17 protein-coding genes and 1 tRNA gene are annotated in these 16,521 nt (G+C 60.7%); 7 read left to right on the plus strand and 11 right to left on the minus strand.

Annotated features, from left to right (window positions below):
* Positions 1-22: 22 nt before the first annotated feature.
* Positions 23-280 (minus strand): cell division protein CrgA, encoded by a 258-nt coding sequence (locus ACNPN0_RS16080; RefSeq protein ID WP_105658678.1) that lies wholly within the window; start codon positions 278-280, stop codon positions 23-25.
* A gap of 221 nt (positions 281-501) precedes the next feature.
* Here ACNPN0_RS16080 and ACNPN0_RS16085 point away from each other — a divergent pair, with 221 nt between their 5' ends.
* A complete protein-coding gene (locus ACNPN0_RS16085; RefSeq protein WP_105658677.1) occupies positions 502-1,275 on the plus strand; it encodes a class E sortase in 774 nt (257 codons plus the stop codon).
* Between the two features lie 175 nt (positions 1,276-1,450).
* The gene (locus ACNPN0_RS16090; protein WP_105658676.1) at positions 1,451-2,095 is read left to right on the plus strand and encodes an anthranilate synthase component II; all 645 of its coding nucleotides are present in this window, start codon (positions 1,451-1,453) and stop codon (positions 2,093-2,095) included.
* 9 nt (positions 2,096-2,104) lie between these two features.
* Here the strand turns inward: ACNPN0_RS16090 and pknB are convergent, their stop codons facing one another.
* From pknB to ACNPN0_RS16125, 7 genes are read right to left on the minus strand one after another with little or no spacing between them, the layout of a single operon-like run.
* Positions 2,105-4,024, minus strand: coding sequence for a Stk1 family PASTA domain-containing Ser/Thr kinase (gene pknB, locus ACNPN0_RS16095; protein ID WP_105658675.1), 1,920 nt, complete (start codon positions 4,022-4,024; stop codon positions 2,105-2,107).
* Positions 4,021-5,829, minus strand: coding sequence for a protein kinase domain-containing protein (locus tag ACNPN0_RS16100; protein WP_448938124.1), 1,809 nt, complete (start codon positions 5,827-5,829; stop codon positions 4,021-4,023). Before ACNPN0_RS16100 ends, pknB begins: the two co-directional genes overlap by 4 nt.
* On the minus strand, positions 5,826-7,286 hold the full coding sequence (locus tag ACNPN0_RS16105; protein WP_105662196.1) for a peptidoglycan D,D-transpeptidase FtsI family protein: 1,461 nt from the start codon (positions 7,284-7,286) through the stop codon (positions 5,826-5,828). Before ACNPN0_RS16105 ends, ACNPN0_RS16100 begins: the two co-directional genes overlap by 4 nt.
* Positions 7,283-8,680, minus strand: a complete 1,398-nt coding sequence (locus tag ACNPN0_RS16110) for an FtsW/RodA/SpoVE family cell cycle protein (protein WP_448938123.1) — start codon at positions 8,678-8,680, stop codon at positions 7,283-7,285. The genes ACNPN0_RS16105 and ACNPN0_RS16110 overlap by 4 nt, the downstream gene beginning before the upstream one ends.
* Positions 8,677-10,071, minus strand: coding sequence for a PP2C family protein-serine/threonine phosphatase (locus tag ACNPN0_RS16115; RefSeq protein WP_105658671.1), 1,395 nt, complete (start codon positions 10,069-10,071; stop codon positions 8,677-8,679). Before ACNPN0_RS16115 ends, ACNPN0_RS16110 begins: the two co-directional genes overlap by 4 nt.
* A gap of 3 nt (positions 10,072-10,074) precedes the next feature.
* Entirely contained in the window at positions 10,075-10,554 is a 480-nt protein-coding gene (locus ACNPN0_RS16120) for an FHA domain-containing protein FhaB/FipA (RefSeq protein WP_105658670.1), read from the minus strand.
* A complete protein-coding gene (locus ACNPN0_RS16125; RefSeq protein ID WP_181148929.1) occupies positions 10,551-11,366 on the minus strand; it encodes an FhaA domain-containing protein in 816 nt (271 codons plus the stop codon). The genes ACNPN0_RS16120 and ACNPN0_RS16125 overlap by 4 nt, the downstream gene beginning before the upstream one ends.
* Positions 11,367-11,649: 283 nt before the next feature.
* Here ACNPN0_RS16125 and ACNPN0_RS16130 point away from each other — a divergent pair.
* Positions 11,650-11,733 (plus strand) — tRNA-Leu (locus ACNPN0_RS16130).
* Between the two features lie 85 nt (positions 11,734-11,818).
* Here the strand turns inward: ACNPN0_RS16130 and ACNPN0_RS16135 are convergent.
* The gene (locus ACNPN0_RS16135; RefSeq protein ID WP_133833747.1) at positions 11,819-12,274 is read right to left on the minus strand and encodes a DUF523 domain-containing protein; all 456 of its coding nucleotides are present in this window, start codon (positions 12,272-12,274) and stop codon (positions 11,819-11,821) included.
* Positions 12,275-12,352: 78 nt separating this feature from the next.
* Between ACNPN0_RS16135 and ACNPN0_RS16140 the strand changes: the two genes are divergently transcribed.
* Positions 12,353-12,889, plus strand: coding sequence for a YdeI/OmpD-associated family protein (locus tag ACNPN0_RS16140; RefSeq protein ID WP_402735394.1), 537 nt, complete (start codon positions 12,353-12,355; stop codon positions 12,887-12,889).
* Here ACNPN0_RS16140 and ACNPN0_RS16145 read toward each other — a convergent pair.
* Together ACNPN0_RS16145 and ACNPN0_RS16150 are read right to left on the minus strand one after the other, a co-directional pair.
* A complete protein-coding gene (locus tag ACNPN0_RS16145; protein ID WP_166650740.1) occupies positions 12,878-13,045 on the minus strand; it encodes a hypothetical protein in 168 nt (55 codons plus the stop codon). The two genes, ACNPN0_RS16140 and ACNPN0_RS16145, sit on opposite strands and share 12 nt — an antisense overlap.
* Positions 13,046-13,048: 3 nt before the next feature.
* Positions 13,049-14,098, minus strand: coding sequence for a LacI family DNA-binding transcriptional regulator (locus ACNPN0_RS16150; protein ID WP_448938122.1), 1,050 nt, complete (start codon positions 14,096-14,098; stop codon positions 13,049-13,051).
* Between the two features lie 150 nt (positions 14,099-14,248).
* On the opposite strand from ACNPN0_RS16150, the gene uriH reads away from it, so the two are divergent.
* The 3 genes from uriH to ACNPN0_RS16165 all read left to right on the plus strand — a co-directional run bounded on the left by uriH (position 14,249) and on the right by ACNPN0_RS16165 (position 16,492).
* On the plus strand, positions 14,249-15,220 hold the full coding sequence (gene uriH / locus ACNPN0_RS16155; protein WP_105658665.1) for a uridine-preferring nucleoside hydrolase UriH: 972 nt from the start codon (positions 14,249-14,251) through the stop codon (positions 15,218-15,220).
* Positions 15,221-15,307: 87 nt separating this feature from the next.
* Positions 15,308-16,006 carry a dienelactone hydrolase family protein gene (locus tag ACNPN0_RS16160; RefSeq protein WP_105658664.1) on the plus strand — a complete coding sequence of 233 codons (699 nt, stop codon included), beginning with the start codon at positions 15,308-15,310 and terminating at the stop codon, positions 16,004-16,006.
* A gap of 54 nt (positions 16,007-16,060) precedes the next feature.
* Positions 16,061-16,492, plus strand: a complete 432-nt coding sequence (locus tag ACNPN0_RS16165; protein WP_038992696.1) for a universal stress protein — start codon at positions 16,061-16,063, stop codon at positions 16,490-16,492.
* The last annotated feature ends 29 nt before the right edge of the window (positions 16,493-16,521 follow it).

Below are 16,521 nucleotides of genomic sequence, written 5' to 3' on the forward strand. Positions count from 1 at the left end.
CAGCAGGGGGCGGGCGATACGGCTATTTCCAGCCCGTTGTCATGAAAAAGCCGACCATCGCAATACCGAAGCCGACAACGATGTTCCAACCGCCGATATTCGGAATCGGGTACAGGGTCTGCGAAACGTAATAAACGATGATCCACAGCAAGCCCAGAAGCATCAGTCCGAACATGACTGGCTTGTACCAGCCCGGCATCGGCTTATCGATGGCATGGGCGCTCTGGCGCGTCTCCTGCGGCTGTGAATTCTTCTTGCGTCGTGGCTTTGACTCCGGCACTCGAATGCTCCCTCGGCTTCATCTGCTTAATGTAGTAAATGTGGGTGACCTTCAGGTCTTCCCGGTAGGCTTGGGTGCAAGAATGCTGAGAACTGCTTAGTGCATTCCTACGTAGCTTCCATACTAGCCGTTACCCGCTGGAACTCTGGGTTTTGGCCAGTATCGACCCATCTTAGTTGACCTATTTCGCGCATTTCTTTCCCTTAAGGAGCCAGACCGCCGTGAACCGATCAGCCACTGCGCAGGGACGTCGCATGCAGCACCGACGACCGTCGGCAGGAAACCGTATTGCCGGATTCTTTGGCGAACTGCTGATCACCCTTGGCATCTTGCTGATGCTCTACGTGGTGTGGGAACTGTGGTGGACGAATATCGACTCGGCCCAGGCCCAGAAGGAAGTCACCGCAAACCTCGTGCAAGAACTTGGCGAGGTCGTGGTGCCGGAAGGCAACGAGGAGGAAGAGGAGAAGGACTACGGTCCGGCTCCGGTCACGGAATTGGCTCCCGGAGAAACTTTCGGGATCATGTATTTCCCGCGCTTTGGCGCTAGCGGATCGCACCACCCGGTGACCTACGGAGTGGAAGACCACGTGATCGATAACCTCGGCATTGGCTATTACCCGACCACGCAGCAACCGGGGGAGCTGGGCAACTTCGCCGTAGCGGCCCACCGCCAGACCCATGGCCAGGTCTTCTGGGATATTGACAAGCTGCAAGACGGCGACAAGATCTATCTGCAGACTGCACAGGGGTATTACACCTACACCTGGTACGCCACCGAGATTGTGGCTCCATCCAATGGCGATGTCCTGTTGCCTACCCCGCACCAGTGGGGAGTGGAACCAACGAAGTCCATCTTGACCATGACCACCTGCCATCCGAAGTACTCGACCCAGCAACGCATGATCGCGTATTCGGAACTCACCGATTGGCGTCCTCTGGATGCAGGTCCGCCGAAGGAAATCCGTGACATGGTCATCGACGCAACGAGCTAGGAGAAGAGATGTACGCCTGGATATTTAGAAATCTGCCCGGCCCTTTGTGGCTTCGTATTTTTGAAGCATTGATTCTCATTGCCGCGATCGTGCTATTACTGATGATGTACGTTTTCCCATGGCTGAACCAGTACATCAGCCCATTCACCGATTCAACGATTGGCCAGAGCACCCCGTGAGCAGCACCAGGATCCTCGTGATCGATAATTACGACAGCTTTGTGTACACCCTCGTGGGTTACCTGCAGGAGCTGGGCGCGGAAACCACCGTATACCGCAACGACGATTTGAGCGTTGGGGAAGCAACCAAGCTGGCTGCGGAATACGACGGTGTGCTGATCTCCCCGGGCCCGGGCGAGCCTGCAGGAGCGGGTGTCAGCATCGATCTGATCAAGTGGTGCGGGCAGCAGCGCAAGCCAATGCTCGGTGTCTGCCTTGGGCATCAGGCGCTCGCTGAAGCCTATGGCGGCACGGTCACGCACGCCGAAGAACTAATGCACGGCAAGACCTCGCTGGTGAGCCACGAAAACCACCCGGTCTTCAACCAGGTAGCCAACCCCTTCACCGCAACGCGCTACCACTCCCTGGCAGCCGTACGCGAGAGCATCCCTGCTGAGCTTGAAATCATCGCTGCTACCGCCGGGGGAGTCATCATGGGGCTGGCGCACCGGGAAGCACCACTATGGGGCCTGCAGTACCACCCAGAGTCGGTGCTGACCGAGCAGGGATACCAGATGCTGGGCAATTGGCTGGAATTCGTAGGACTTCAGGGGGCAGCCAAGAAGGCCACGACCCTGAGCCCGCTCTTCAGCGGAGAGTAGCCTAGCAGCCTATCGGTCGCGCCCGTTTTCCCGTGGCGGGTTAGTCCGATCTGGCGGGCCGTTCCCATTGGAAGGAGCCGGAGCGTCACTGGTAGGCGAAGCACTGTCGGACGGATCATCGGATTCTTCTGAATCTGGAGATTCGGTCCCGCTGGGCGATGGTTCTTCACTTGGTTCTGGTGCCGGCGGAGCCTTGGCCACAGAAATCTTCACCAGGCTTCCCTGAGCCACGTCCTCGGAGGCCTCGGGGGACTGCTTGAACAGGGTTCCCTCAGGGTAGTCGTCGGTTGCCACCTCATCGAACTGAACTTCCAACCCGATGTCGTCCGCAGAGAGCTTCTCTTCAGCTTCCTCACGGCTCATCTCGGTAACGACCGGAACGGTCACCATGCCGGTAGAAAGGATCAGGTCGACTTCGCTGCCGGCCTTCACCTTGGAGCCCAGCTCCGGGCTGGTGCCAATAACCCAGTCGGTTGGAATGGTTGCAGAGTTCTCCCGGCTGACTTCACCCACTTCGAGGCCAGCTTCACGCAGGGCATCGCGGGCAGCCGTCTCGGACTGGTTCGCCAGATCCTTGGGAATCGTGCGCTGTTCCGAACCATCGGAAATGAATAGCGCAACCGTGGATTCCTTGGAAACCATGGACCCTTCTGCCGGGTCGGTTCGGGTCGCCTTGCCCTGCTCTACTTCATCACTGAATTCCCGCTCTACACGCACCTGGAAGGTGGAATCGCGCAGCAATTCACGTGCGTCGTCTTCGGACATCTCCAGGACCTTGGGCACAGCAACTGGGGCACGCTTTTCAGCCTCGGCCTGGATCGAGCGGATCACCAGGAAACTGGCGATACCCACAGCAATCAGGGCAATGATGGTCAGCAGGATGATCAGGCCGCGGTTGGACTTGTGCCGTGCAGGAGCTTCGGGAGCCTCATCTTCGACGAAGACCGGGTGCTGGCTGGTGCCTAGCGCTGACTGCGCGATGAACCCGGTTTCAGTCTCGCCGTGCATGCCGTATATCGGCAAGGTGTAGGTTGATGGTGCCGGTTCGTCATCATGGAATTCAATGCCGTTCAGTGCATCTTCCAACGCAGCCGCGAAAGCGCCTGCGCTCTGGAAACGGTCATCGCGTTCCTTGGACAGAACCTTGGAAACGATCGGGTCGAAGATCGGGTCAACGTCGTGCTTGACCTCGCTGGGCGCTGACGGAATCTCGCCAACGTGCTGGTACGCGACCGAAACCGGCGAATCACCGGTGAACGGGGGGCGCTGGGTCATCAGCTCGTAGAACAGGCAGCCAACAGAGTAGATATCCGAACGGAAATCGACCTGTTCGCCGCGTGCCTGCTCAGGAGAGAAGTACTGGGCGGTTCCCACCACAGCGGCGGTCTGCGTCATTGTCGCCGAAGTGTCCAAGGCACGGGCTATGCCGAAGTCCATCAGCTTCACGTGGCCGGCATCGGTCACCATCACGTTGGCCGGCTTGATGTCGCGGTGGACGACATTGTTATTGTGCGAATGATCCAGGGCATTGCATACGCCGCGGGTGACGTGCACAGCGAAGGAAGCGTCGACATCGCCCGAAGCGATCACCTGCTTCAGAGTCCGGCCGGTCACGTATTCCATGACCATGAAGGGCAAGCGCTCACGGCTATGATCGGTAGCAGGCAGCTCGCCGGTGTCGTAGACGGCAACGATATTCGGATGGCTCAGGCCCGCGACGGCCTTGGCTTCACGGCGGAATCGATTGACCACCATGGGGTTGCTTGCGGTATCCGGGCGCAGCACCTTGACCGCGACCTTGCGCGAAAGCACATGGTCGGTGGCAAGATAGACATCCGCCATGCCGCCGCGGCCTACCAGCGATTCGATCTCGTAGCGATCGTTGATCAACCGTGGCAAGCCGGGGGGCAAGGCTTCGACTTCACTCATGGCGCTTCGCTTTGGTCCGGCTCTGCAGCTTCTGGGGATTCAGATGCCGACGGGGTAGCGGACTCGGATGCTTCGGGTTCTTCTGGGCCCATGGAAATATCCAGGGTCACCGTGGTGCCCGGCTCTACTTCGCTGCCGGCTGGAACGTCCTGCGCAAGCACCGTGCCAGCGACCGAAGAGTCATGGCGTTCCTCGCCCTTGGCCACGGCCAGCCCAGCGTCCTGGATGCGCTTCTGCGCAGCTTCGTAGCCCATGCCGGTTACCGAAGGAACGCCAACGGTTTCGGGAGCCATGGCGTAGGTAATCGAAATGGTTTCGCCCTTTTCGACGCTGCCGGTCGGGTTCAGCGAAATGACTTCGCGTGGCTCGTACTCATTGGTTTCCTGCGGGGTCGCGTCAACGACCAGGCCCTTGCCCTCCAGCTCTGCCGTCACGGTGTCGATATCCTGGCCCACCAGCGAGGCCGGAACCTCTACGTAGGCCACGGTTTCACTCGGGGTCGGCGAAGAAGACTCGGAGGTCTCCGATGCTTCGGTGGTTTCCTCCGAAGGATCGGTGGATTCCTCGGTCGGAGAAGGGGATTGGGAAACATCGGTGCTCTGCGTGACCGAGGCCGTCGGCTGGTTGTCCTTGTCGCTGCTCATGGCAGGGATCAGCCACGCCAGCAAGGCAATCACGGCGGCCAGCGCGATGATCACGATCAGCGGGATCAGCCAAGGGCTGCGTTTGGCCCCGGCCTCGCCAGCCGGATCCTGGGTATCCACGTCCTCGTCATCGAATCCGCCGGCTGCGGCACTGGACCCGGAGAAACCGCTGGTAGTGCCGGCAGGTTCCACCACGGTCGGCATCGCATTGGTCATCGTCGGCGCGGAATCAGCACGCGGCACCACCTGGGTGGCGTCGTTACCCATGTTGACCACTTGGGTTGCGTCGGTGGCGATACCGGTGGCCAGCATGCCGGGAACGGCCAAGGTCGCGGTATTAGTATCACCGGAGCGCAGTGCATCGGCGGCCTTCGCCAGCGCCGTTGCGTCCTTCGGGCGATCCGACGGGTTCTTGGCCAGCATCGACATGATCAGCTGGCGTACCGGTGCCGGGATGGAATCCGGCAGCGCCGGGGGAGCATCGTTGACCTGCGCCAGGGCAATAGCGATCTGCGATTCGCCGGTGAACGGACGGCGTCCTGCCAGGCACTCGTAGCCGATCACGCCCAAGGCGTAGATGTCAGAGCTGCCGGTGGCGATCTGCCCGGTGGCCTGTTCCGGGGCCAAGTACTGGGCGGTTCCCATTACTTGCCCGGTGGCGGTCAGCGGAACCTGGTCAGCAAGGCGGGCAATGCCGAAGTCGGTGATCTTCACGACGCCCGAAGGCATCACCAGGATGTTGCCCGGCTTCACATCGCGGTGCACCAGGCCGTGCTCGTGGGCTGCTGCCAGCGCGCGGGCGGTCTGCGCGATCAGCGAGAGCGTACGGTCCACGTCGAGCTTGCGCTCGCGTTCGATAATGGTGGACAGCGGCGGGCCGGGAACCAGTTCCATCACCAGATAGGCGGAGCCCTGTTCCTCGCCGTAGTCGAAGACGCCAGCGATGCCAGGGTGGTTCAGCAGCGCGGTGTGGCGTGCTTCCACGCGGAAACGCGTCAGGAAGCTCTCGTTATCGGTGTATTCCTCTTTGAGGATCTTGATCGCTACCAGACGTCCTAGGACCTGGTCGCGTGCCTTCCAAACTTCGCCCATGCCACCGATCGCAATGCGGTCGGTCAGCTTGTAACGACCGCCCAAGGTGGTGCCGGTTACTGGCCTCACTTGTTGAACACCGCCTCTAACATCGTCTTCATAAGTGCACCTGCCGTGTTGTGGCCGGTGTTGTAATCTACGTCTTGAATATTGACCGTGATGGCAACCTGCGGATCATCGGCCGGTGCGAAACCGGTCATCCAGGAGTTCACCATGCGGACTCCGTTCTCTGACGGTCGCTGCGAGGTGCCGGTCTTGGCTCGGAAATCCACGCCGGGAACGCGGGCGTTCATGGCCGTACCGCTCACAACCGGGCCTTCCATCAGCTCGGTGAGCTGTTCGGCAACTTCCGGGGTGGTGGCCGTGGAGAACTTCTCCGGCTTCGGGTCCTCGATCACTCGAAGATCCGGCGCGATGACCTTGCCGATCAAATTCGGCTTCATGATCACGCCGTCATTGGCGATGGCCATGGCGGCCATGTTCATCTGCAGCGGAGTAGCCTTGTTTTCCCATTCGCCGATTGCCATCTGCGCCATCTGCGCTTCATTGGCCTCAGCAGAAGGGAACTCGCTAGGAACAACATTCTGCGGGATGCTCAGCTGCTGCCCGTAGCCGAAGCGCTCGGCAACTTCGGTGAAGGCATCCTTGCCGACGGTCTGGCTGATTTCCATGAACGGGGTGTTGCAGCTCTGGGCAAAGATGAACTCGAGCCTTGCCCGGGTATCCCGCGCGCAAATGCCCTCGTTGAAGTTGTTCATCTTAGCGGTCGAATGCGGATAATTCACCGACACCGGATTGTCGATGGGGGTTTCCATATCGAACTTGCCCGATTCCAGGGCCGCAACGGTGCTGAGGATCTTGAACGAGGATCCTGGAGTCACCGGATTGCTGATGGCCGGGTTCCGGTAGGGGCTCAAGCCGTCGGTGTTGCTGATGTCCTTCAGGTTCTGGGCCGCCTGGGAGGTCGAGTGCACCGCCAGCAGGTTGGTGTTGTAGCTTGGCTTGGAAGCCATCGCCAGGATGTCACCGGTCTTCGGATTAGTCACGATGATCGTGGCCTTCAAGTCGTCAGGAATCGCTTCGAAGGCAGTCTTCTGCAACTGCCCGTCAATGGTCAGCTCAACCGAGGCGCCTTCGGAACGGGTACCGGTGAACATGGCCGACAAGCGGTCGAAGAGCAGATCCGAGCTCGTGCCGGTCAGCCAGTCGTTCAGCTGCGATTCGAGCTGGGTGGTGCCATTCGCTAGCGAATAGTAGCCAGTCAGGTGGGCGTAGGTTTTCGCGTCGTGGTAAACACGCTGGAATTCGAACTGGCCATCATCGGTCGGAACGGATTCGGCGATTGGCTTGCCGTCGACCAGGATCGCGCCGCGGGGCAGGTCGAACTCGCGGTAGAGTTCGCGCTTGTTCAACGCATTCTCCGAGAGCGGCTTGGCGTCGAAGAACTGGATGTAGCTCAGTCCACCCAGGCAGATGACGAACAGGACGGTTAGCGCAACCCAAACGCGCTTGATTGCATGATTCACTTTTTCGTCACCGCCTTGGTGCTGGAGGTAAGGGTCGTGCTGGCACTTGCAAATTCATCGGTTGGTCCTACGCCGCCAGTCTTCGGACGGCGCGAGTTGTGGGAGATCAGGAGCAGCAACGCGATGATGATCCAGTTCGCCAGCAGCGATGAGCCGCCGGCGGCCATAAATGGCGTTGCCAGGCCGGTCAGCGGGATCAGCCGGGTGACGCCTCCGATGATCACGATGCATTGCAGGCCCAGGGTGAAGGACAGGCCTGCAGCCAGTAGCTTGCCGAAGGTATCGGCCGAGCCCAAGGCGGCCCGCAAGCCGCGGGAGATCAGCAGCATGTAGAGCAGGATGATCGCGGCCACGCCGATCAGGCCAATTTCTTCGCCGAAGGAGGCAATGATCATGTCGGAGTTGGCCAGCGGAACACGGTAGGGGGAACCAGCGCCCAGGCCGGTGCCGAACAAGCCGCCGTCAGCCATGCCGAATAAGCCTTCGACGATTTGCATGCTGCCACCCTTGGCCTGGTAGATCGCAGGGTCAAAGGCGTTGAGCCAGACGTCCAGGCGGCGGGTCACGTGTCCCATGGTCAGGCCCGCGACGATGCCGCCGGCGACAACCATCAAGGCACCGATGAGCACCCAGGAAATACGCGCGGTTGCCACGTAGATCATCACGATGAACAGGCCGAAGAAGAGGATCGCGGAACCGAGGTCTCGCTGCACCACGAGCACGCCGATGGAGAGCAGCCAAGCGATAACCATAGGAGCCATATCCCGCAGGCGGGGCAGCTGCAGCGGTCCGAACTTGCGGCCAGCCATCAGGATCAAGTCGCGGTTCGACGAGAGATAGCCGGCGAAGAAGATCGACAAGGTGATCTTCGCGAGTTCGCCTGGCTGCAGCGAGAACATGCCCATGCGGATCCAAATGCGGGCACCGTTGATCGTGACACCCAGTTTGGGAATCAACGGAAGCAGGAGCAATACGACCGATAGCAGCAGGGCGATATAGGTAAACCGACGCAGCAGGCGGTGGTCCTTGATTGCCCAGAGAACGACCGAAGCAATGACGATGGCGATGGCGGTCCAGAGCAGCTGGCGCGCCGACTGGGACGTTCCTTTAGCCAGGTCAATGCGGTGAATCATGGCTAAGCCAAGGGAGTTCAGCGCAATCGTAATCGGAAGTATTACCGGATCGGCATATTTGGCGAAGATGCGCAGCAGCACATGAACCGTCAGGGATAGTGCCGCCAGGATGCCCATCTGCACGTAGAAGTCGGTGTTGTCGACATCCTCGGTGGAGCTGCCCACCAGATAGAACGCGGCACCGCCCACGCAGAGGGCCAGCAGCACCAGCAGCAGCTCGAGATTGCGCCGAGGCACCGGTGCGGTTTGCACTTCGGTCATTGCATTATCTCCTGGCAGTAGGCGGGCAGTTCGAGCTGGTTGGCGGAATCCGAGGATCCGGGAACGGTGACCGGGCAGTTCTGCTTCGCGGTGACCAGCAGTTCCTGGATGATCATCTGGGCATGCTGCTGGTTCTCTGCCGAGATGGTCGATTCAACGCGGTGGCGTGAATACTCCGGCAGGGCTTCGAGCGGCACCTTGCTGACTGTATCGACCTCGGAGAGCGAAATCGGTCCGAGTTCCTGGGGAACGCCCTTGTAGATTGCGACCTTTCCATCGACAGTGCCCACGAAGTACTGGGTCTGGGTCCACATGTAGCCCCAGACGCCCAGGGCAATGACGAAGAAAGCCGTCAAGGTCAGCAGGATCGGCATCATCCAACGGCGCTGCTGCACCGGAGCATCCAGTGGATCCAGCACCTCGCCGGCCGCCGGGGAACGGTGGGTCAGCAAGGCAGCTGCACGGCGTTCGCCGGTGTGCTGGGTCACCACCGGGATCTGGCCGGTTTGCGTCGCAAGCTGGGCGGCGCCCACCAGCAGGTGGGGACGCTGGGAAATCTCATGGCGGAGCAGCGAAGCGCTGGCTTCGACATCGCCTTCGGCGGCAATGGTGAGCTGGCCGGTATCCGGTGCGGGTTCTGGTTCTGCGGGCGCTTCGCCTTCGACGACAGCGTTTTCGACAACCTCGAACATCACCACGGTGACGTTATCCGGCGCACCATTCTTCAAGGTGATGGCAACCAGGTCATTGACCGCTTCATCCATATCGGCGGTAGTGCGGATGATCTGCTCGATTACCGGAACCGGCACCGCGTCGGTGAGTCCGTCAGAGCACAGCATCCAGCGTTCGCCGGGTTCTGCTTCGAACTGGTCGACATCGAGTTCAGGGGAGGCATCCGAGTCGCCCAGCACGCGCAAGAGCACGTTCTTATGCGGGTGGACCTCGGCCTCGGCCGGCTTGATGCGGCCTTCGTCGACCAGCCGCTGCACGAAGGTGTGGTCCTTGCTGATCTGCTCGAAGACCCCGTGCTTCAAGCGGTACGCGCGGGAGTCGCCGATGTGCGCCATATGCAGGGTACTTCCCGAGAGCAGCAGGGAAGTGACGGTGGTGCCCATCCCGGAAAGCTTCGGGTTGGCGCCAACGAGTTCATTCAGTACCAAATTGGCGGCCTGGATCTCATCCGGCAGGGCATTTTGCGGATCTGCGGTGCCATCGTGGTCCAGATGCACCAAATCAAGCACGGTGGAGGCTGACGCCACGTCACCGCCGACGTGTCCGCCCATGCCATCGGCAAGCACCGCGAGGTATGCGCCGGCGTAGGCGGAGTCGTCATTCTTCTTGCGAACCCGTCCCACGTCGGATTTCGCAGCAAATTTTAGTTTGAGGGCCATAAGCTAGGGCTTCAATTCCAGGACAGTCTTTCCGATGCGGATTCGCTGGCCGGGCTCCACTGCCTGGGCGCGTGAGAGCTGGTTGTCACCCACGAAGGTGCCGTTGGTTGAGCCGAGATCTTCAATGAACCAGCGCGATCCCTGCGGGAACAGGCGGGCATGGCGTCCCGAAGCGTAGTCATCATCGAGAACGACAGTGGCATCCTGAGCTCGCCCGAACATGATCGGTTGGCCGCGGAGGGGAATGCTGCTGCCGGCCAGTGGGCCCTCAACAACTTCCAATGACGTGGCGGCCTTGCGCGCAGGCACTTCTGGTTCCGCCAGCTCAGGATTCTTCTTCAGTTCCCGAGCGCTGGGCTTGCCGGTGCGGGCCCGCGATCCGATGGCCAAGTCGCGGCGCATCGATCCGACAACGCTTAATACGAGCAGCCAGATGAGGACCAAAAAGCCCAATCGGAACAAGCTTAGAACCAGGTCGTTCACGCGCGGCCTCCGTTGTTCGAGGTAATCAGCCGAAAGACGATTTTTGTCTGTCCGATAGTAATGATCGAACCGTCAAATATACGGGTTTCTTCCGAAATCTTCTTGCCGTCCACGTAGGTTCCATTGGTTGAACCCAGATCGGTGACGACGAAACTGGTTTTGCCACGGGTTTCGACGCGCACATGCTGGCGGGAAACGCCGGAATCATCCACGGGAATATCGGTGCTGGCCGAACGGCCCAGCACGATGGAGTGGTGATGCAGGGCGTAGCGCTGTCCAGCGACCTCAAGAATTGCCTGCTTCTGCATGGGCTTCTTGGGGATCTCTGCAATCGGACGGACCGATGGACGTGGCTGTGCGGTTGTCGGCGGGGTGGCGGATGGTGCTGCGGGCGCTGCTGCTCGCTCTTTTACCGGAGCCGAGGCTGCTGGGCGCGAGCTGGACTCCTTGACCGAGCTGGCAATCTCCATTTCTCCGGGCTTGAAATCGTCCTTGGAAACAAAATGGATCGTGATGTCGCCGTGGACCGAGTAGTCCTGGGCTGCCGCATGCTCGGCGGTGACCTTTGCCATTTCGTTGACGACGCCCCGTCCCCAACCCTGCGCGGTGTTGTAGTCCTTGGTGCTCAGCGAGACAACGAAGTCATTGGCTGCAAGGCTGCGGCCCTCGCTGATTGGCATGATTCCGCGGTCCATGTCATTGCGTAGCGCGGTAGTCAGTTCGACTGGCTTGAGATCTGCGGTGCTGGTGCCACGAAAGAAGCTAGTGACGACCTTCTCTAAGCCGCGTTCGACATTGTCGAGAAAGCCCATTATTCGTGCTCCTTCCTTAGGGTCCATGGCTGGTTATTGGGAGCCTGCATTCACGCCGTCCAAGCTGTGAACACAGAACTTCATATTCGATCTTACTGTTTTCAGCTGTGCAAATGCCGAAAAATCCTTGAGCGGCTCAAGTGCGTCAATATCAACGATAAATGCCCCAAAAAGGTTTCCCATGTGTCCCTAACCACAAATCAGGGTTTCGATTAGGTGAACGGAAAATGAGTGTGTAAGCTATTTCTTGTTGCAAAGAACGATGGCAACGAAAACAGAATATGCGCGAGTGGCGGAATTGGTAGACGCGCTGGCTTCAGGTGCCAGTGATCGCAAGGTCGTGGGGGTTCAAGTCCCCCCTCGCGCACAAATGGAAAATAACCCTTGATCTTCGGATCGAGGGTTATTTTTTTGTTTAAAAGAGCAACTGAATCGTTATCTTGCAGGGTGTGTCAGTTTGCCGGTGGCGCGCTGACATTGACGCCCCGGCGCTTGAGCAGGGCGGCCAGTACGCCATCGCCTGCAACGAGTTTTCCGGTGTGCGAGCCATCGTAGATGGTGCCGCAGCCGCACGAGGGGCTGCGATCCTGCAGGATCGCCTCGGTGATTCCCTGGTGCTGGACTAGATCCGAAACCTTCTGGGCACCAGCTATGAACTGCCCGCTGATGTCCTCGCCGTTGATGTCGATCACGCAGGCCCGGCCTTCCAGCACGTCGTGGCCATCGCCACCGACAATCTCTGCTGGCGGACGCGGAGTAGGGAGCTCTCCCAATTCCTCAGCGCAGGCCGCAACGGCTTCTCCTCGTGCCACGGCCTCGACGATGGCAGGGTTTGCCTTCGCCTTGCCGTTGTAGCGGCAAGGGATGCCGGCCAGGCAGGAACTAACGAGCAGCGGAGGTTGGGTCATAACAGCAGTCTAGCCACGTGGAAGCGCAATGCCGCCGTGCCATAGACTGCCCTTGGACAACGGAGAAGGGAAATTCCCATGGCGGCATCCAATGAGATATTCGAACTGAATGGAACTGCAGATCTGGTCAACGATCGGAAGATAATCAGGCTCGACCAGGAATCCAGCGACAAATTGCCAAGCCGCGGACAGGTTGCGGTGGAACTTCTCCAGGCGCATGAAGGCCACGTGGTCGTGATAGATCCCGACGGGCGCCGAGGCCACTGGTTGGCCCTCGATGGACAGGGCGCGCCCCAGCTGTTGGCCGAGGCGGGGGATCAAGTGGAATTGACCGCCCGGGTCGCCCGAACTTGGCCGGAAACAGGCATTCCGCAGGACCTGGCCAGTGCCCTGGGCGAGGCTGGGGATCTGGATGAGATGTGGGCAGGGCTCACTGCCATGGCCCGCTGGGAATGGGTACGCTGGATCGGTGCGACCAAGAACCCTTCCACGCGCGAACGCCGAGTGGAGGCCAGTATTTCCAAGCTGCGTGATGGCAAGCGCCGGCCGTGCTGCTTCGATTTGTCCTCATGCACCGATCCCGAAGTTTCGAAGAGCGGAAAGCTAATCCAGTAGCACCCAGCTGCGCGCGGCGGATTCGATGCCGGTGCCCGGTGGGGTTGCCGGGCCGGTAATGAGGCCCAGCACTCCGCTGGACATGACGATCAGGCCCAAAGCAATCAGCAGGGCGATGGCGGCAGTGACCTTGGCAGGCCATTTATGCATGTTCACCGGCTAGTCTCCTTTGTTGCCCAGCGTCGATCCGCGGACAATCAACGAACTGGGCAGCATTGTCTGCAGTGGGTCAGGGGTTTTTCCATCGAGCAGCGCGCGCAGCTTCAATGCGGCCTGGCGCCCGCCTTCCTGGGCGTTGAGCTGCACGGAAGTGATGGAAGGGCTGGACGTCGCCGAGTAGGGAAGGTCGTCGAATCCGGCCACCGCAAGCTGCTGCGGAATGCGGATACCAAGCAGGCGCGAAGCATGCAGCACGCCGAAAGCGTGGTTATCGGTTGCGCAGCCCAGTGCGGTCACGCCCGATTCATGCCACTTGGGCCAATGCTGGCCAAAGGCTGCTGAAGCCGCAGTGACGTCGATCATCGAGCTGGCAACAGAAGATGGCAGCACTTCGATGCCGTACTCCCTTGCCGCCGCCAGGAAGGCCTCGCGGCGCACTGCCAGGGTCTCGGTGCCGGTGCTGGCATCCAGGTAGGCGGCCCTGGTGTGTCCCTGCGCAGCGAAATGGGCTACGACTTCCCGCGCTCCCTGGGCGACGTCCATATTCACGGCAGGAATCGATGGATCGATGCCCGGGGCATCCAGGGCCACCAGCGGGAGGTTGCTCGAAATTTCCTCGAGGAAATCCTGGCTTGGGGCATGGACCAGCAGCCCGGCCGGACGGAGGCCCATGATCTTCCTCGTTTCGCTGGCGCTGGGGGAGACGCCGGCATCCGTGACCGAGAGCAGGAGCTGGTAGTCGCTAGCCAATACCGAGCGCACGCCAGCGATCACCTTGGCAAAGAAGGGGTTGGAGATATCCGGGGCCACCAGGACCACCAGCGAACTGACGCCCTTGGCCAGCGAGCTGCCGATGCTGTCGACGAAGTAGCCCAATTCGCGAATTGATTCACGCACGCGCTGCTCATTCGCGGCCGAGACCCGGCCCGCCGACTTCCCGTTGGCAACAAGAGAGACCGTTGCGGTGGAAACGCCGGCGTGTTCGGCTACCATCGCTGCGGTCACGCGGCGTGGAGCGCGCGAGTTGCCGGACTTCTCACCATTCTTCATGGCTCCATCGTAGTCGGAGTTGTGACACGCGACAGCTTTGCGTTAAGCGCTTGACGATAGCATGGGGAGGCGAAAGAATTATCAAAGGATGCCTATCCGCCCCCACGACTTAGCTACCGGCCACCAGCTGGCAGAGCGAAGGAAGAAGCCATGACCCAGGACAGCAATGCCCCGCGCAAGATCATTTTGGACTGCGACCCGGGTCATGATGACGCCGTGGCAATGATTCTTGCCCATGGCAATCCCAAGATCGACCTGCTGGCCGTGACCACCGTGGCCGGCAACCAGACCCTGGATAAGGTCACTGCCAACGCGCTGGCCGTGGGTACCATCGCCGGCATTACCGGCATTCCCTTCGCGGCCGGCTGCGCCCGTCCGCTGGTGCGCGAAGTGGAAACCGCGGGAGACGTCCACGGGGATTCCGGGATGGACGGGCCGGCCCAGCCGGAGCCGGGCATCGAACTCGATGGGCGCCACGCCGTGGACGTCCTCATCGACCTGGTGATGAGCCATGAACCCGGCGAAATCACCTTGGTGCCCACCGGCGCATTGACCAATATCGCCTTGGCGGCCCGGAAGGAACCGCGCATCGTTGAACGCGTGCGCGAAGTGGTGCTGATGGGCGGCGGCTACCACACCGGCAACTGGTCGGCGGTGGCAGAATTCAATATCAAGATCGATCCTGAAGCTGCGCACATCGTCTTCAACGAGGCCTGGCCGGTGGTGATGGTCGGATTGGACCTGACCCACCAGGCGTTGGCCACCTCCGAGGTGGTTGAACGCATCGAGAAGATCGGCACCGGCCCATCGACCTTCGTGCGCGAGCTGATGGACTTCTTCGCCCGGGCCTACCGAGACCACCAGGGCTTCGATGCACCGCCGGTGCATGACCCATGCGCCGTGGCCTACGTGATCGACCCGGATATCGTTCGCACTGTCAAGGCCCCGGTCAGCGTTGAGCTGCGTGGCGAGCTGACCTTGGGGATGACCGTCACGGACTTCCGCGCGCCGGCTTCCGCCGACTGCAATACTTCCGTGGCGGTGGACCTGGATCACGAAGGCTTCTGGAATCTGGTGGTCGATGCGCTGGAACGTATCGGCGAGGTCACGCTCGGAAAATAGAACAACTTTGGCGCAATGTGGGGCAGGTCAATGCCAATGGCGTCCAGACCTGCATAAACTGGAGGCACACGCAGAGCAGGAGGCACCATGGCGGACAAAACCCCGCACCAGAACGTGACTTTCCCTTCTTCAGGCGCGCAAGCGCATGGCTATCTCGCCTTGCCGGAGTCCGGCAAGGGCCCTGGGGTCATCGTGATCCAGGAATGGTGGGGTCTGACCGACCATATCCGCGACGTTGCCGACCGGCTGGCCGCGCAGGGCTTCGTGGCTCTGGCTCCGGACCTCTATGGAGGCTGGATCACCCACGACGGTGAAGAAGCCGGGCAGATGATGTCCCAGCTCCCGGAAGCCGCCGGGGCCCAGCTATTGAGCGGTGCCGTGGACTACCTGCTGGCCAATGAGCACGTCACCAGCGAGAAGCTGGGCGTCATCGGCTTCTGCATGGGTGGCGGTTTCGTGCTGCAGATGGCTGCCCAGCAAGGCGGGAAAATTGCCGCGGCCGTGCCTTTCTATGGCGTCGGCCAGGGTGTGCCCAACGATTTTTCCGGAGTCCGCGCGGCCATCCAGGGCCACTACGCGAACCTGGACCAGATGTACTCGCCGGCTCAGGCGAAGGCTCAGGAAGAGCAGATTCGCCAGGAATCAGGCGCGGAAGTCCAGTACTTCTACTACGACGCCGATCACGCATTCCACAACGACGAGAACCCTGCCGGCAACTACGATCCCGAACAGGCTGCCATCGCATGGCAGCGCGCCGTGGACTTTTTGCAGGCTAAAGTGGCCTGAAGGCCATAAAGTGTTACCCATCACTTAATGCATCACTCATATAAGGAGAACAATATGTCTGAAACCATCATCGTAGGCGTAGACGGTTCCGAAACCGCACAGCGCGCAGCCCGCCGCGCTGCAGAACTCGCCGTCAAGCTCGACGCTGACCTGGTGGTCATCACCGCTCACGCTTCGGATAACACCGAGGTCGTTTCCATCGGTTCCGATACCTGGATCCTGGATGACGCAGAGCAGGCCCGCAAGCTCGCCCAGCGCGTAGCCAACGACGTGAAGAACGCTGTGCCAGGCGTCAAGATCACCGCTGCTGCCGGCCACGGCAAGCCAGGTGACGTGCTGATCTCCGACGCCGAGGACCGCAAGGCTTCGATGATCGTTGTCGGCAACGTGGGCATGAAGGGCCTGGGCCGCGTGCTCGGTTCGGTAGCTTCCTCGGTGGCCCACTCGGCACCATGCGACGTTCTGGTCGTCAAGACCGACAAGTAGGCCTCCCCGGCTTGCGCGGACGCAGGCGG

This window comes from Glutamicibacter sp. AGC84, from assembly GCF_053543575.1.

Coding starts and splice junctions, on each gene's coding strand:
- pknB (WP_105658675.1), bottom strand. CDS start 4,024: ATGAGTGAAGTCGAAGCCTTGCCCCCCGGCTTGCCACGGTTGATCAAC.
- ACNPN0_RS16110 (WP_448938123.1), bottom strand. CDS start 8,680: ATGACCGAAGTGCAAACCGCACCGGTGCCTCGGCGCAATCTCGAGCTG.
- ACNPN0_RS16115 (WP_105658671.1), bottom strand. CDS start 10,071: ATGGCCCTCAAACTAAAATTTGCTGCGAAATCCGACGTGGGACGGGTT.
- ACNPN0_RS16125 (WP_181148929.1), bottom strand. CDS start 11,366: ATGGGCTTTCTCGACAATGTCGAACGCGGCTTAGAGAAGGTCGTCACT.
- ACNPN0_RS16135 (WP_133833747.1), bottom strand. CDS start 12,274: ATGACCCAACCTCCGCTGCTCGTTAGTTCCTGCCTGGCCGGCATCCCT.
- ACNPN0_RS16140 (WP_402735394.1), top strand. CDS start 12,353: ATGGCGGCATCCAATGAGATATTCGAACTGAATGGAACTGCAGATCTG.
- ACNPN0_RS16150 (WP_448938122.1), bottom strand. CDS start 14,098: ATGAAGAATGGTGAGAAGTCCGGCAACTCGCGCGCTCCACGCCGCGTG.
- uriH (WP_105658665.1), top strand. CDS start 14,249: ATGACCCAGGACAGCAATGCCCCGCGCAAGATCATTTTGGACTGCGAC.
- ACNPN0_RS16160 (WP_105658664.1), top strand. CDS start 15,308: ATGGCGGACAAAACCCCGCACCAGAACGTGACTTTCCCTTCTTCAGGC.
- ACNPN0_RS16165 (WP_038992696.1), top strand. CDS start 16,061: ATGTCTGAAACCATCATCGTAGGCGTAGACGGTTCCGAAACCGCACAG.